The 13,606-nt window shown below is 67.9% G+C and carries 15 protein-coding genes and 1 tRNA gene; 8 read left to right on the forward strand and 8 right to left on the reverse strand.

Annotation, left to right across the window (positions count from 1 at the left end):
• The first annotated feature begins 33 nt into the window (after positions 1-33).
• The 3 genes from MAY35_RS02120 to MAY35_RS02130 are packed head-to-tail and all read left to right on the forward strand — an operon-like array spanning position 34 to position 2,203.
• Positions 34-798, forward strand: a complete 765-nt coding sequence (locus MAY35_RS02120) for a cyclic nucleotide-degrading phosphodiesterase (protein ID WP_238418994.1) — start codon at positions 34-36, stop codon at positions 796-798.
• 35 nt (positions 799-833) lie between these two features.
• Positions 834-1,589 (forward strand): ribonuclease PH, encoded by a 756-nt coding sequence (gene rph / locus MAY35_RS02125; protein WP_238418995.1) that lies wholly within the window; start codon positions 834-836, stop codon positions 1,587-1,589.
• Positions 1,589-2,203 (forward strand): non-canonical purine NTP pyrophosphatase, encoded by a 615-nt coding sequence (locus MAY35_RS02130; protein ID WP_238418996.1) that lies wholly within the window; start codon positions 1,589-1,591, stop codon positions 2,201-2,203. Before rph ends, MAY35_RS02130 begins: the two co-directional genes overlap by 1 nt.
• Before the next feature lie 32 nt (positions 2,204-2,235).
• Here the strand turns inward: MAY35_RS02130 and MAY35_RS02135 are convergent, their stop codons facing one another.
• The 5 genes from MAY35_RS02135 to MAY35_RS02155 all read right to left on the reverse strand — a co-directional run bounded on the left by MAY35_RS02135 (position 2,236) and on the right by MAY35_RS02155 (position 5,614).
• On the reverse strand, positions 2,236-2,874 hold the full coding sequence (locus MAY35_RS02135) for a GNAT family N-acetyltransferase (RefSeq protein ID WP_238418997.1): 639 nt from the start codon (positions 2,872-2,874) through the stop codon (positions 2,236-2,238).
• On the reverse strand, positions 2,871-3,476 hold the full coding sequence (locus MAY35_RS02140; protein WP_238418998.1) for a TetR/AcrR family transcriptional regulator: 606 nt from the start codon (positions 3,474-3,476) through the stop codon (positions 2,871-2,873). Before MAY35_RS02140 ends, MAY35_RS02135 begins: the two co-directional genes overlap by 4 nt.
• Before the next feature lie 164 nt (positions 3,477-3,640).
• Positions 3,641-4,747, reverse strand: coding sequence for a glycosyltransferase (locus tag MAY35_RS02145; protein ID WP_238418999.1), 1,107 nt, complete (start codon positions 4,745-4,747; stop codon positions 3,641-3,643).
• Positions 4,748-4,796: 49 nt separating this feature from the next.
• On the reverse strand, positions 4,797-5,147 hold the full coding sequence (locus tag MAY35_RS02150; protein WP_238419000.1) for a DUF3817 domain-containing protein: 351 nt from the start codon (positions 5,145-5,147) through the stop codon (positions 4,797-4,799).
• The gene (locus tag MAY35_RS02155; protein WP_238419001.1) at positions 5,144-5,614 is read right to left on the reverse strand and encodes a transcriptional regulator; all 471 of its coding nucleotides are present in this window, start codon (positions 5,612-5,614) and stop codon (positions 5,144-5,146) included. The genes MAY35_RS02150 and MAY35_RS02155 overlap by 4 nt, the downstream gene beginning before the upstream one ends.
• A gap of 100 nt (positions 5,615-5,714) precedes the next feature.
• Here MAY35_RS02155 and MAY35_RS02160 point away from each other — a divergent pair.
• The 3 genes from MAY35_RS02160 to MAY35_RS02170 all read left to right on the forward strand — a co-directional run bounded on the left by MAY35_RS02160 (position 5,715) and on the right by MAY35_RS02170 (position 8,595).
• Positions 5,715-5,799 (forward strand) — tRNA-Leu (locus MAY35_RS02160).
• A 51-nt stretch (positions 5,800-5,850) separates the two neighbouring features.
• Positions 5,851-7,200: a hypothetical protein gene (locus MAY35_RS02165; protein ID WP_238419002.1), complete on the forward strand. Its 1,350-nt coding sequence runs from the start codon at positions 5,851-5,853 to the stop codon at positions 7,198-7,200.
• Between the two features lie 3 nt (positions 7,201-7,203).
• Positions 7,204-8,595: a PQQ-binding-like beta-propeller repeat protein gene (locus MAY35_RS02170; RefSeq protein ID WP_238419003.1), complete on the forward strand. Its 1,392-nt coding sequence runs from the start codon at positions 7,204-7,206 to the stop codon at positions 8,593-8,595.
• Between the two features lie 2 nt (positions 8,596-8,597).
• Here MAY35_RS02170 and MAY35_RS02175 read toward each other — a convergent pair whose 3' ends face one another.
• The 3 genes from MAY35_RS02175 to MAY35_RS02185 all read right to left on the reverse strand — a co-directional run bounded on the left by MAY35_RS02175 (position 8,598) and on the right by MAY35_RS02185 (position 11,075).
• Positions 8,598-8,876 (reverse strand): hypothetical protein, encoded by a 279-nt coding sequence (locus MAY35_RS02175; protein ID WP_238419004.1) that lies wholly within the window; start codon positions 8,874-8,876, stop codon positions 8,598-8,600.
• 108 nt (positions 8,877-8,984) lie between these two features.
• Entirely contained in the window at positions 8,985-9,353 is a 369-nt protein-coding gene (locus tag MAY35_RS02180; protein ID WP_238419005.1) for an Lsr2 family protein, read from the reverse strand.
• Positions 9,354-9,464: 111 nt separating this feature from the next.
• Positions 9,465-11,075 (reverse strand): hypothetical protein, encoded by a 1,611-nt coding sequence (locus tag MAY35_RS02185; RefSeq protein WP_238419006.1) that lies wholly within the window; start codon positions 11,073-11,075, stop codon positions 9,465-9,467.
• 201 nt (positions 11,076-11,276) lie between these two features.
• Between MAY35_RS02185 and MAY35_RS02190 the strand changes: the two genes are divergently transcribed.
• Together MAY35_RS02190 and MAY35_RS02195 are read left to right on the forward strand one after the other, a co-directional pair.
• The gene (locus tag MAY35_RS02190; protein WP_238419007.1) at positions 11,277-12,008 is read left to right on the forward strand and encodes an HNH endonuclease family protein; all 732 of its coding nucleotides are present in this window, start codon (positions 11,277-11,279) and stop codon (positions 12,006-12,008) included.
• A 46-nt stretch (positions 12,009-12,054) separates the two neighbouring features.
• Positions 12,055-13,605 carry a class I SAM-dependent methyltransferase gene (locus MAY35_RS02195; protein ID WP_238419008.1) on the forward strand — a complete coding sequence of 517 codons (1,551 nt, stop codon included), beginning with the start codon at positions 12,055-12,057 and terminating at the stop codon, positions 13,603-13,605.
• Position 13,606 lies beyond the last annotated feature (1 nt).

Here is a 13,606-nt window from a genome sequence, read left to right on the forward strand (position 1 = left end):
GGCGACCTACGAAATCGTGGCACAGTGGGGCCTATGCGTCTCACGGTCCTCGGGTGTTCGGGCAGTGTGGGCGGACCGGGGGCGGCTTGCTCCGGCTACCTGCTCTCCGTCCCCGGCGAACAACCCGTCCTGGTGGATTGCGGCCCGGGGGTCTTCGGTGAGCTGCAACGGGTCACCGATCCCAACGGGGTCGCCGTCGTGCTCAGTCATCTGCACGCCGACCACTGTCTCGACCTGCCCGCCATGCTCGTCTGGCGTCGGTACGCCCCGGAGCCGGCGACACAACGAGCGCCCCTGTACGGCCCGCCCGGGACAGCGTTGCGCATCGGGTACGGATCGTCGGAGTTCCCAGGGCAACCCGACGACATCAGCGACACGTTCGACGTCCACGAGTTGAGCAACGACGTCGAGGTCACCCTCGGCGGCATGCGGATCAGGGCGATGAGCGTGAAGCATCCGCCGTCGACGTTCGGCCTGCGCATCACGGGGCCCGACGGGCAGGTCGTCGTCTACAGCGGGGATACCGCGCCATGCGACGAACTCATCGATCTCGCGGCCGACGCCGACCTCTTCCTGTGCGAGGCGTCGTGGACACACGCCCCCTCGGAACGACCGCCGGATCTGCACATGTCGGGTATCGAAGCGGGGGAGGCCGCGACCAAGGCCAATGTCCGCGCGCTGGCGATCACGCATGTGGCGCCGTGGTCGGATTCGGCCGAGATCCTGGCCGAGGCGCGCAGCACCTTCTCAGGGCCGGTGGACCTCGTGCATCAGGGCCAGATCTTCGACCTCACCTAGGCGGGGCCCGGCACCGGATCGTTACAGTGAGACCCGTGACCACACGAGCTGACGGCAGAGCCGACGACGAACTGCGTCCCATCACGTTCACGCGGGGCTTCACCAGCCATCCCGCGGGGTCGGTCCTGGTCGAATTCGGCAAGACTCGAGTGATGTGTACCGCGAGCGTCACCGACGGCGTGCCGCCGTGGCGTCGTGGGTCCGGACTCGGTTGGCTCACGGCCGAATACGCGATGCTGCCGGCCGCCACCCATGATCGGTCCTCCCGCGAATCGGTGAAGGGCCGCGTCGGTGGACGTACCCACGAGATCAGCCGTCTGATCGGTCGCTCATTGCGAGCGTGCATCGACCTCGGCGCGCTGGGGGAGAACACCATCGCGCTCGACTGCGACGTCCTGCAGGCCGACGGCGGTACGCGGACCGCGGCCATCTCCGGAGCCTACGTCGCACTTGCCGATGCGGTCACCTACCTGCGAGCTGCGGGCAAATTGTCTGACCCGCAACCGCTTTCGTGTGCCATCGCCGCCGTCAGCGTCGGTGTGGTCGACGGCCGGGTGCGGTTGGACCTGCCTTATGAGGAGGACTCACGCGCGGAGGTCGACATGAACGTCGTCGCCACCGACGCGGGAACACTCGTCGAGGTGCAGGGGACCGGGGAGGGTGCCACCTTCGCCCGGTCGACACTCGATGCGTTGCTCGACGTCGCAGCCATCGGCACGGAGAAGTTGTTCGCGGCGCAGCGAGAGGTCCTGGCCGAGCCGTACCCGGGCGAACTCCCCGGTCGCGTCTGATGCCGTCGGTCCTGCTTGCGAGCCGCAACCGCAAGAAGCTCGCCGAACTGCAGCGCGTCGTCGATGCCGCGGGCATCACCGGCCTCGACGTTCTCGGCCTGGACGCGGTGCCCGAGTACCCCGAGGAACCCGAGACCGGGGCGACCTTCGAGGCCAACGCCCTGATCAAGGCGCACGCCGGTGCTCGGGCGACCGGATTACCCTGTCTCGCCGACGATTCCGGGATCTCGGTGGACGCACTGAACGGGATGCCGGGAGTGCTGTCGGCACGCTGGTCGGGCAGTCACGGAGACGACCCGGCGAACAACGCGCTCCTGCTCGCCCAACTCTCGGACATCCCGGACGAGCGGCGCGGCGCGGCGTTCGTGTCGGCGTGCGCGCTCGTGCTGCCCGGCGGCGACGAGACCGTGGTGCGAGGGGAGTGGCGCGGCCGCGTCCTGCGTGTCGAACGCGGGCCGCACGGTTTCGGATACGACCCCCTGTTCGCTCCCGACGACGAGGTGGCTGCGGGGCGGTCCGCCGCCGAGCTGTCGCCGCAGGAGAAGGACGCGCTCAGTCACCGCGGTAAGGCTCTGGCACAACTGGTTCCGGCGCTGCGGGCCCTGGCCGGCTGATGGCTCTCGCGGCGTGACCGCGGCCTGCGAGGTCAGCTCACGCTGCCCGTGTACACGTACACCCCGAGCTTCTCCGGGGCCCCGTCGAGCACTACTCCCATGTCGCCGGCCCCGGCGCGTGACATGCCCTGTCGTTCGTAGAACCCGAACGTGCACAGCGAGTCCGTATAGAGGAAGTAGTCGGTGCGACCACGGTCCCGCAGGTGGTCGAGATAGGCCTGGTACAGCGACTTCCCGACGCCGTGTCCCCGGGTCGTGGAGGCGACCGCGAAGAGGGTCAGCTCATCGGTGAGGGGCTTCCCCGTTGCGGCGGCGATCTCGGCGGCCACGTCGTCGAATCCGAAGAAGCCCTGCAGCGATTTCCATTGTGGCAGTCCGAGTATCGTGGCCCGGGCGGTGTGCGCCCACAGGCGCAGACGGTTGGTCGTCCGGTCGTCGAGGCGCGGCTCGCCGTCGACCCGCCCCATGATGATGCCCACCACGGAACCGTCCTTCTCCGCGACGCGGGTCCAGGTGCTCGCCAGTAGGCGTTCGCGTAGGTAGATCTCGAGCGCACTGTCGAGCACACGTGAGCCGTGGACGTATCGATGGATGTAGAACGCCTCGTCGATGATCCGTTTGACGTCGTCGGCGTCGGTGGATCGGTACGGGCGGTAGATGATGTCGGTCATGATCCCTTCTCTGCGGGTGTGTCGGATGACGAGCCGCACAGGCTCGTCGGGTCGTAGGTGAGTGCGAGGAGGTCGGCTTCGAGCGCCGCACGATCGGCGTCGTCGAGGACGGCCCCCCACAGTGGTGCGGTGTTGGAGCCGTCGGCTGCGGCGATGATCAACCGTGTGATCGCCGGGTCGAGGCCGTCGTCGTGCAGCGCGGCGCGCCACCGATCCGCGTCCTCCTGGGCGACGTGTTCGGCACCGGATTCGTACATCAACCGGGCGGCGAGTGCGATCTGGTCGCGCAGGCTCTCGGAGTCTTTCGCGTCGGCGAAACTCGCCCGGATGTAGGCCCTGGTGAGCCGACCGGGGCCCTGTTCCTCCTCGTCCGCGGCGCGCTCGACGTCGGCACGGAACCGCGCCATCAGGTCTGCCGAGAGGTCGACGAGCAGGTCGTCCTTGCTGGGGAAGTGGTAGAGCAGTCCGCCTTTGGACACCCCGGCCGCGGCCGCGATGTCGGCGACGGACACCGCTGTGCCACGTCGAGCGATCAGCCGGGCGCCGGCGTCGAGGATCAACCGCCGGGTGTCGGCCGGGCTGCGTCCGGTCGTCCGTGCCATGGTGGCCTCCTTCCGATCGATCCTGACCTCGCTTATAACTGTACCGTCCAGACGGTACAGTTTCAACCGGTCGACCGTGCACCCGATCCCGTCGACCGTGCACCCGATCCCGCCGACTGTGCGTCTGATCCCGTCGGCTGTGCGCACGGGTGGGGTGGGAAGGTTCAGGTGCCGGCGTGGACGCCCAGCATCCGCGCGACCGAATCGGGCCAGCGGTACTGGGTGGCCCGGTCCCGGGCCGCACGTTCGCGGTCGAGTCGAGGCAGGCTGAGTACCTGGCGGATCGCGGTGGCGAAACCCGACCCGGAGTCCTCGGCAGCCGCGCCGCACGTGTCGTCGACCAGGCTGGCGACGGCCGATGATCGGGAGCCGATGACCGGTGTACCGGCGGCCAGTGATTCCAGCGCCGACAGGCAGAACGTCTCGTGCGGTCCGGGGGAGAGCGAGAGGTCGGCGCTGGCAAGGAGTGCGGCGACCTGCTTCCGATCGGAGAGATGGCCCAGAAATGTCACCGGGAGTCCGCGCGCCAGGTGTTGCAGCGGGCCTCGCATCGGCCCGTCGCCCGCGATCACCAGGTGCGCGGATGTCCCGGATCGGTGAAGTCTGTTGAGCGCGGCGATGCTGCGGTCGGCGCGTTTCTCCACCGACAAGCGTCCGCAGTGGGCGATGAGTGCGCCGGTGCCGTCGGACCATTGCTCGCCCAGATTCGGATCGAGGTGCCGCGGGTCGAACATGTCGAGGTCGACGCCCAGTGGGGCGCGTACGACGTTGGGCGCCGCGACGCGATCGAACTCCGCGGCGGCGAAGTCGGTGGTGCAGACGACGGTGTCGTAGTCGCGGGCGGTGGCCGCGTTGGCTCGGTCGGCGAGCGCCCGCGCCGTCGGGCCGGGCATGATCTGACCGAGTAAGCGGTCGAGACGCTCGTGGGACACCATCGTCGAGTGGATGTCCCGGGCGCGCGCCCACCGGCCGAAGCCGCGGAGAGTGAGGCGGTCGGAGACCTCGAGGGCGTCCGGGCGAATGTGGGCCAGCACGTCGGCGACCCGACGTGCCGACGCCAGGCGGTAGCCACCCGAGGCCGGGATGCGTGGTGCCGCGACGGTGATCCGGGTGACGCCAGAGGGGAGCACCTCCTCGCCGGGGTCGGCGCCGGGGATGATCAGGACGACGTCGTGTCCTGCCTCCACGTAGCCGGCGCCCCATCGGTCCACCGCGGTGCGTAGACCGCCGGAGCGTCCGCCGTAGAAGTTCGCGAGCTGGACGATCCGCACGGGGTCCAGTGAGCCGGACCCGGGTGAACGGACGTCCAGCGTGGGGAGATCAGAGGTTGAACTGCGCCTTCACTTCCTGGGTGCGCTTGTGCTCGAACCAGAACGACAGGAAGGGAATCGTGCCGGCGATCGCGGTGACGATGGTCTTTCCCGCACTCCAACGGACCTTGATGGCCAGGTCGATGGCCATGATCAGGTAGACGAAGTACACCCAGCCGTGCACGAAGGGCACGAAGTCGAGTGCGTGATTGTCGAAGCCATAGGTGAGCACGAGCTCGACGACGAGCAGCAGCAGCCAGACACCGGTGATCCAGGCGAGGATCCGATACCGCAGCAACGCTCCGCGAATCTTCTCCACCGGTGCGGCGAGAGCGGGGGCGGTGGGTTCGGTCTCGGTCACTGCGGGCCTTTCGATGTGGGGACGGACTGCGTCTGCGAGCTGTGTGCTCGTGAGTTCTGGGGGGCTTGGGGATCCTGGGAGTCGGCGGACCGCAGCTCGGCGAGGTAGCGGTTGTACTCGACAAGGGCGGCGTCGTTCGCCGGGTCCGAGCCCGTGAGCGAGGAGGCGCTGGGAGTGGTGGGTCGCTCCGGGAGGATCCCCTCGGGGATCTCGGCCGCGGACTTGTCTGTCGCGATCTTCCGCGCTTCGTCGGGATCGCTCTCGAGGATCACGAAGCGGCGGTAGGCATAGATGACAGCGGCGGCGAACGCGGGCCACTGCAGCGCGTAGCCGAGATTCTGACCCGAACCGGAGGCGGATTCGTAGCGCGACCACTGCCACCACGCCAGCGCCAGACAGGCCACCGCGGCGATCACGGTCAACACCACGAGCGCAGGCCGGTGGGTGTGGCGGCGGGTCGAGGACATACCTACGACGGTACCTGGCCTGCGATGATCAGAAGCGGGCCGGTAGGGTGGTCGCCGTTACATTCGTGCGGCTCCCGGTGCGTCGGGTGGTCGCGCCCACGCGCGAGTGGCGGAATTGGCAGACGCGCTGGATTTAGGTTCCAGTGTCTAAGGACGTGGGGGTTCAAGTCCCCCCTCGCGCACCAAAGCTGCCCGGCATTCGGCTCGATCCAGGAACCGCAAGTGAGGCGGAGTGGATGGTGAACGACGACAGCACGTCGCGCGCGACCCGGATCTGGACCGGGGCCCTCCTGGCCGTGTCGGTCATCGCGCTGGCGCTGGTTGTCGTCGGCCTCGTGCTGCCGTCACCCGAACCCGAGCTCACGACGACACCGCCGCCTGCGTCGTCGGGGGCCGAACAGGCCGATCCCACTGCCACCGAGACGCCGACCGTGGTCGACGAGCCCGTTGACCGGAACGCGCCGATCCCCGGGTGCGACACCGTGGAGGCGCCCGACGAGTCGGGCTACACCGCGTTCACCGGAATGGGGTCGCCGCCCACGTACGACAATCCGGAGTTCCCGTGGTTCAACGGACCGAAGGCGACCGCGATGTCCACCGCGCTGGCGAGAGCGCTCCCGGCCCGGGCCGAGATCGCGTTCGCGAGCCCGATGCAATCGCTCATCTTCCAACCGATCAGCTCCTTCGGTGCCCCGGATCCGGAGCCCCGCGGGTTCACGTACGCCTCCGGCGAGGTGATCAACGGTGACAGCAGGGGTTCGGTGTCGGTCAATGTTCAGCGCTCATCGGCACCGATTCCGCCATGTGTGGCGGGGCAACTCGACGAGCGTCGCTCGCTGCCCGGCGGCGTGGTGGTCGACGTCCACGACACCTGGCAGGAAACCGACGGGGTCCGCACCCTCAAGCGGTCGGCATACGGTTATGTGGCCGACGGGTCTCGGATCGCCGTGTGGGCAAGCGACACAGTCGGAGCGAATCAGCGAGAGAACAGCGGCTCTATTCCGTTGACGATCGACGACCTGGTGCGCATCGTCGTCGACCCGGGACTCCGCGTCAGCACTCCGGTCGCCCCGGGGACGCCGGCTCCGATGGAAGACTGCGCCGACCCGTTCGAGTCGTACAAAGGCCCGTCGGTGACGCGTGCGAAGGCTCGCGCCCTCGACTCCGTTCTCGCCGCCGTCGATCTGGGCGGCGCCCGGTTGCCGCCGATGGTGCCGGTCGGCTCGAACGCCGAGGGCATGCTGTGTACCGGTGTCGCGAACCTCGGAGATGGCGTGGCGCTCGAGATCACGATCGTCGGCGGTCAGCCGAGACCGTCTCGGGAACGCCCGGTTCCCGGTCGGGGTGGTCAGAAGACGTTGCGCACACTTCCCGACGGAACCGTTGTGCAGACCGACGTCGTGTGGCAATCGAGTTCGTCGACGACCGACCCGCGCGAACAGGTGCGAAAGACGACCCATTCCGCGGTGGTGACCCGCCCGACGGGCACCCGCGTCTCGGTCAGTTCCACGGCGACCTCACCGACCGATCCGCTGTCGGTAGAGGAGCTCGAAAACATCGCGTTGACACCAGGATTGGAGCTCTGAACGATGCCGGCCAGGAGCAGGTGGACACTGGTCGCCGCCGCGGTGGCCGCGGTCGTGACGGTCTCCGCGGCGACCGTGGTGTGGGTGGACCGTGTTCCGACGACGGTCAAGAAGATCACCGGAACCACCGCGGCGACACCGGGTCTGGCGTGGTCGCTCGATCCTGCCGACCGGTTGGGCCGTCCCTTCGCGGCCTTCGCCGACCCGCGCGAGGGCACTGCGTTCGCGATCGGCGAGCCCGGCATGATTCGCGCCGGCGACACGCTCGTCACCGTCGTCGGCACCCCGAATGAGGGAACGACACTCGGCGATCCGGTGATGATCGGGATCGACGCGAGGAACGGGGAGGTGCGCTGGCAGGCTCCCGCACACGACCTCGTCAGCTGTAGTGACATTCCGCTACACGGCAAAATCTATTGTCACGCCCTGCGGAAGGGCTACGAACTCGTCACCTACGACGTCGCCTCGGGTGAGTCGGTACGACGCACGGTGTCCGAGAGCATCTTCGCGATCACGACCACGTCTGACGCCCTGCTCGTCGCCGAGGGCAGCGTCGAAGAGAACGACGTGCGAGTCCACTCGGGCACCTTCGACGACGTCTCGGCACACTGGACCCGCCAATTCGACGTCGGTGCCTCCTATGAGGAGGTGTACAACAGCGAGGCGCTCACCGTGATCGACGGGGTCGGCCTGCTGCGCACCGGTGGCGACCTCGCTCTCTTCGATGCCGGATCGGGCGCCGAATTGTGGAGCAACGGATCACAATGCGTCGGAACGTCGTCACTGCTGCCGGGTGGTTTTCTAGTCCATGCCGACACTGGCTGCGAGGTGGCCGGCCATGCGTCCGAGCAACTGCTCAGGGGGCCGGACGGGAAGGTGGTCGCGTCGACCTCGAATCCCACCGTGCAACGACCGGGGTTGGAGACCACGACCGACGCCGACCCCGTCGTGCTCGGTGACTCGGCTTACGACCGTGCCACCGGCGAGCGCCTGTGGACCAACAGTGACCTCATATCGGGCGGGACCAACGCGACGGGAACGGTGACCGCGGTCGTCGACGGCGTCGTATACCTGCTCGACACCAATAGCAAGATCCGCAGCGAGAGTGGCATCGACCTCCACACAGGCAAACGCCTGTGGCACAACGTGTGGGACGAGTATGCGAACGCCACGGTGACTCCGGATGCGTACCGTGATGGTCTATTGGCCGGCAGTGATGGCATCGCCCTCACCGCGATCGACGTGACCACCGGCGAGGTCGAGTGGACGGCGCCGTTTCTCGCGATCGATTCCGACCCGGAAGCGTTCGCCACCGGCAGGGCACTCGAACCCTACGGCGACGGGTGGATCTTCTCCTCGGACCGCCGGATGATCGGACTCACCCCCCTGAGCTGACGTCAGGCCGAAATGACTTCGACCGCATCGTCATCCGCGAACACGATGTCGTCATCGTCGGTGGCGATCGCCCACCTACGCAGCCGGGCGACATGCTCGCTGTCGATTCGGGCTTCGACAGTGGTGACATCGGGTGCGAGATCGGCGAAGTCGTCGACGATCTCGCCTTCGCGAACCGACCCGTCGTCGAGGGTCACCCGAACCCGCGTCGAGATTCGTGGGACCTCACCACCATCGCCGGAATGGTCGGCGATGTTCTCGGTGTCGTCGGTCTTGCCCATGATGGCCCCCTCGTAGCCCTGGTTACATCGAACGCCTGTTACAGTAGCAAATGTTCAGGTTGCGATACTGAATAGGTGGACAGGGCGGAGCGGGAATGACTCGTGTCGTCAGTGTGCGGAGTTGTACGCCTCGACGACGTCGTTCGGGATACGCCCGCGTGCCGAGACCTCATAACCATTCTCGGCAGCCCATTCCCGAATGGACGCATTGGCCGACGAAGTGTTTCCGCCCGAATTCCCCTGCTTCGTTCGCGCAGCGGTGGACGGCGAACGGCGCCGGCCGCCTACTCGAGTGGACGCCTTGAGGAGTTTGGCGACAGTCACCTTGCCCTGTTCGATCTTGTCGAGATTCGCGGCGGAGACGTCGAGTTCATAGTCCACCCCGAGCCACGACCACGAAACCGTCTGTGCGTCTTCGGGATCGAGCTCACGGCCATCGAGGTCGTCGACAAAGGTCACTGTCTGGATTTTCGACACGCCTCCACGGTAGTCGATCACCAGGCGGTATTCGTGCACCTCGCACTGCGACGGTGTCGAATCTCTCGCCGAAAGGCTGAATACGCCAGGCGTTACGCTCCGGCCATTTGATCAATTCATTCGCGGAATACGGTTTCCCGCCGAGCGGCCCGCCGAGCGGCCGGCCGAGGGCGCGGCCGCCGGTGCGCGCCGATGAACCTCGGCCCCGAGGCCGGTGCGGGTGGTGTCGTCGACGCGCAGGCACATCGAGCGGATCACATGGTGCGCGGTCACCAGGCCGTAGGTCATCGGTAGCCCCAGGACAGTGACGAGAAGGCGGGTCGGACGCAGCGGGCTGTCACCGAGGATCGACGGCTCGACGACGTTGCCGACCTCCCGGATGAGGTGCAGCGCGAGCTTGTACGCATAGTGGGCCGCGGTGATCGGTTTGCTGACGGCCAGCTCATCGAGGGAGACGGTTTCCCATGGGTCCGCGCCGTGGCCGAGGTTGTGTCCGATCCCCAAGAGGATGTCGAGCGGTGCGCCGCCGAAGATCGGGATCAGCGAACCGAACAACGAGGCACCCTGTTCGCCGACGGAGCGTTCTTCCGCCGGGTCGAGCGGGATCAGGTTGTGGTGCACGCGAATTCCACGCATGACGCCCAGGATCCGCGTCGTCTCGGCGCGAATCCCGGCCGCATCGGCCGGGTTGTTCTCCTGTGCCTGCGCGGACACGTAGCGGACCAGCCGGCCCAGCGTGAGGGAGCCGATCGGCGTGCAGGTCTCGACATCGGCCAGCGCGAGGTGGTCGGCGATCTCGGCCACCATCGGCGGGATGGGGATGTCGAAGCGGACGGTGTCGCTCGGACGTCCCGCCTGTGCACGCTGCTCGTCGGTGACACGTGCGACGCACTGATCCAGAACGGTCTTCGCGGTGGCACGTAAGAGCGCTTTCACCGCGAACTCCGAGGAGAACACGAAGGCGGAGAGCAGCCAGTTGTAGGTCACGAACTGTGCCAGACCGTCGGCGTCGGTGCCGGCGAACGGACTGCCGAGGTCGGGCGCCGACCCGACGAGGAGTCGTGCGGGAATCACGACGGTGGTGAACATGTACAGCCACACCGTTTCCACGGCCTGGGTGACGGTGATGTTCCCGAGCGGAATCGCTTCGGTGTGCCGGCCGTCGCGGATCTTGAGGAGGTTCGAGACGAGCAGCTGCGAGATCGGGTCGCGGTAGTCGAGGGCGGGATCGTCGTCGTCGGCACCGAGGGTGAGTGGGTGCTCGGTGACGGCGAGGGTCGAGATGTGCAACTTGCGCATGTCGCGGTGCGCCGCAACCCGGCTGGCGCGTGCCGACGCCCGCAGCGACGGCGGCAGGATGTCGTACACGGACTCGAAGATCGAGTCGTACACCACGGACAGGGTTGTGAAATCGCCGCTCGCGCAGCGCGTATCGGCACCTTCGAGAGATTTCGGCGTGGGCAGAAGCGGGCGGGTCAGGGCCTCGATGCGTTCGAGTCGCTCCGGGTAGGTCTCGGTCTCCGGGTCGACGGTCGGGGTCGGCTCATGGACCGGCGTCGCGCGCAGCGGAACTGCGGAGAACGGTGCCGCGCTGCCGACGATCACGGCGGTGCTCGTCCCGGCCGCAAGAGTGGGCAACGACAGCGTCAACGTGAACACGGCGACGATTCGCAGAACCCATGGCTGTACCCGCCGTGCTGCATTGCCCCGACCTGAACTCATGCACCCACTACCCGAATAGTCGTCTGATACCCCGGCGACAGTGTCGCGCCCGTCGCCATCACGGCACCGTGCGCGACCAGAGAAGTCCGCGAAGGGGAAGTTGGTCGAACGAATCTTATGGTGCCCGGCGGTGGTCCGCGCATCGGGTGGATTCGATGGTCCGTCGGGGTGTCGTGCGACGATGCCCGCGTGAGACGTCGAATGACCGCGATACCGATACCGACCGGGCTGCTGATGGCCGTCGTGGTGGTGGTGTCCGCATGTGGTCCGGCGTCCGACCTGGTCGAACGCCCCGCGCAGCCGAGAGACGGCCTACCGCCGGTGTCCGACTCTCCGCCCAGTGCGCAATCGCCGACCGCGGGGTCGTCGGCCGGGCGGGCTCTCGCCGACCTCGAGACCCTCGAGGTGAAGGGCCGGGCGCCGAAGACGGGCTACGAGCGGTCCCGGTTCGGCCGGGCGTGGGACGACGCCGTCGACGTCGTCTACGGCCGCAACGGCTGCCGGACCCGCGAGGACATCCTGCGACGCGATCTCGTCGACATCTCGTTCCATGCCGACGGTTGCCGTGTGCTGACCGGCACCCTGCACGACCCGTACACCGGGATGACGGTGCCGTTCACACGTGGTGAGGACACCTCGGCGCTCGTGCAGATCGATCACGTCGTCGCCTTGTCAGATGCCTGGCAGAAAGGTGCGGCGACCTGGGATACCCGACGCCGCACCGACTTCGCCAACGATCCCCGTAATCTGCAGGCCGTCACCGGCAGGGTGAACCAGAGCAAGGGCGACGGTGACGCGGCCACCTGGCTCCCCCCGAACAAGTCCTACCGATGCACCTATGTGGGACGGCAGATCGAGGTGAAGAAGACTTACGGTCTCTGGGTGACCCCCGCCGAACGCGACGCCATGCGCCGGGTGCTGGGATCGTGCTGAGCCCGTCCGACCACATGCGCCGGCCCCGTCGGTAACCTTGGCGACCGTGACCGCGGACCAGGGACGACCCCAGCCATTCGACGACGCCGACGGCCATCCGCTGGCCGACGGTTCCGTCGTCGACGGCCTCGGGAGGGATCTGCGTGCGGCCGGTTACACCACCGACGGGGTGACGGAACTCCTGGGCGAGGACGTCCACGGGGCGCTCACCCGCGGGGTCTGGTGGCCGGCCCTTGCCGCCACCGCCGACGTGTCCGGTGAGTCGGCGGCGCTCGCGACCCTCGTGCGGTTGTTCCTCCTGGGCTCGGACGAGCCGGCGGATTCGGTCGCCGCGGCATTTCCCGATACCGGCGTCGACGCGCTGATCGCGCACGGCGTGCTCGTCCGCGCCGACGACTCCCGGTTGCGCGCGAACCTCGACATCCGGCCGCATGGCGACGACACCCGCGACTATCTCGTCGTCGCCGATCAGGATGCCGCGATGCGTTCGGGGCCGGTCGCCCGGGATCATGTCCTGGGCATCGGCGGCGCGTCGATGTCGTTGGCGCGGGCGGTGATTCGTGAACCGGTCCGGCGGGCACTCGACATCGGCACCGGATGTGGCATCCAGGCCCTGCATCTCGACGGGCACTGTGAGCAGGTCGTGGCCACCGACACCAATCCGCGGGCGCTGGCCCTGGCGGGGGCGACGGCGAGACTGAACGGTATGTCGTGGGATCTGCGTTCCGGCAGCATGTTCGAGCCCGTCGCGGGTGAGCGGTTCGATCTGATCGTGTCCAACCCGCCGTTCGTCGTGGGGACCGGCAGCCAGGACTACATCTATCGCGACTCCGGCGTCGTCGGGGACTGTCTCTGCGAACAACTGGTCCGTGGGCTGCCCGACCACCTGAATCCCGGTGGCACCGCCCAGATCCTGGCCAACTGGGTCATTCGGGAGGGTGACGAATGGCAGGATCGGGTGCGCTCGTGGCTGGACGGCACCGGACTCGACGCGTGGGTTGTCCAACGTGAGGCCGCCGACCCGATCAGCTACGTCTCCCTCTGGTTGTCCGACGCGGGCGAGGACGAGTACTCGGCGGCACGCCGCGGATCGCAATGGCTCGAGTGGTTCGAGGAACAGGGGATCGTCGCGATCGGGATGGGATCGATCACCGCCCGCGCACCTGAGGTGGGGGAGGAGCGAGAGCCCGACGTCGTGATCGAGGAGATCACCGGGGCCGGTGAGGAGGTGACCGGTCACGAGGCGCAGGCGTTCCTGGCGCGCCGCCGGTACCTGCGGGTCACCTCTGACGAGGATCTTCTCGGCAAGCGACTGTCGGTCGCGCCGGTGATGCTGGAGGAGCATTCGCTGCCGGGCGACGACGGCTGGCAGCAGGTGTCGGCGGCAGTCCGGCGGCCGGGCGGACCGGCCGCGGTCCTCGGCGTCGACGAGGTGTCGCGAGCATTGCTGGCGGGCTGTCGCGGACAGGTGCCGCTCGGCGCGCTCCTCGAACTGCTCGCCGACTTCCACGGGGTCGACGCCGACGCACTCGCCCAGGCGGCCCTGCCCGTGGTCCGTGAAGCAATCGGCCGGGGAATCCTCTACGAGGCGCGCTGAC

This window comes from Gordonia sp. 'Campus' (assembly GCF_022206305.1).
In the GTDB taxonomy this organism is placed as follows: Bacteria; Actinomycetota; Actinomycetes; order Mycobacteriales; family Mycobacteriaceae; genus Gordonia.

Coding starts and splice junctions, on each gene's coding strand:
- MAY35_RS02120 (WP_238418994.1), top strand. CDS start 34: ATGCGTCTCACGGTCCTCGGGTGTTCGGGCAGTGTGGGCGGACCGGGG.
- MAY35_RS02130 (WP_238418996.1), top strand. CDS start 1,589: ATGCCGTCGGTCCTGCTTGCGAGCCGCAACCGCAAGAAGCTCGCCGAA.
- MAY35_RS02135 (WP_238418997.1), bottom strand. CDS start 2,874: ATGACCGACATCATCTACCGCCCGTACCGATCCACCGACGCCGACGAC.
- MAY35_RS02140 (WP_238418998.1), bottom strand. CDS start 3,476: ATGGCACGGACGACCGGACGCAGCCCGGCCGACACCCGGCGGTTGATC.
- MAY35_RS02155 (WP_238419001.1), bottom strand. CDS start 5,614: ATGTCCTCGACCCGCCGCCACACCCACCGGCCTGCGCTCGTGGTGTTG.
- MAY35_RS02165 (WP_238419002.1), top strand. CDS start 5,851: ATGGTGAACGACGACAGCACGTCGCGCGCGACCCGGATCTGGACCGGG.
- MAY35_RS02170 (WP_238419003.1), top strand. CDS start 7,204: ATGCCGGCCAGGAGCAGGTGGACACTGGTCGCCGCCGCGGTGGCCGCG.
- MAY35_RS02175 (WP_238419004.1), bottom strand. CDS start 8,876: ATGGGCAAGACCGACGACACCGAGAACATCGCCGACCATTCCGGCGAT.
- MAY35_RS02185 (WP_238419006.1), bottom strand. CDS start 11,075: ATGAGTTCAGGTCGGGGCAATGCAGCACGGCGGGTACAGCCATGGGTT.
- MAY35_RS02190 (WP_238419007.1), top strand. CDS start 11,277: ATGACCGCGATACCGATACCGACCGGGCTGCTGATGGCCGTCGTGGTG.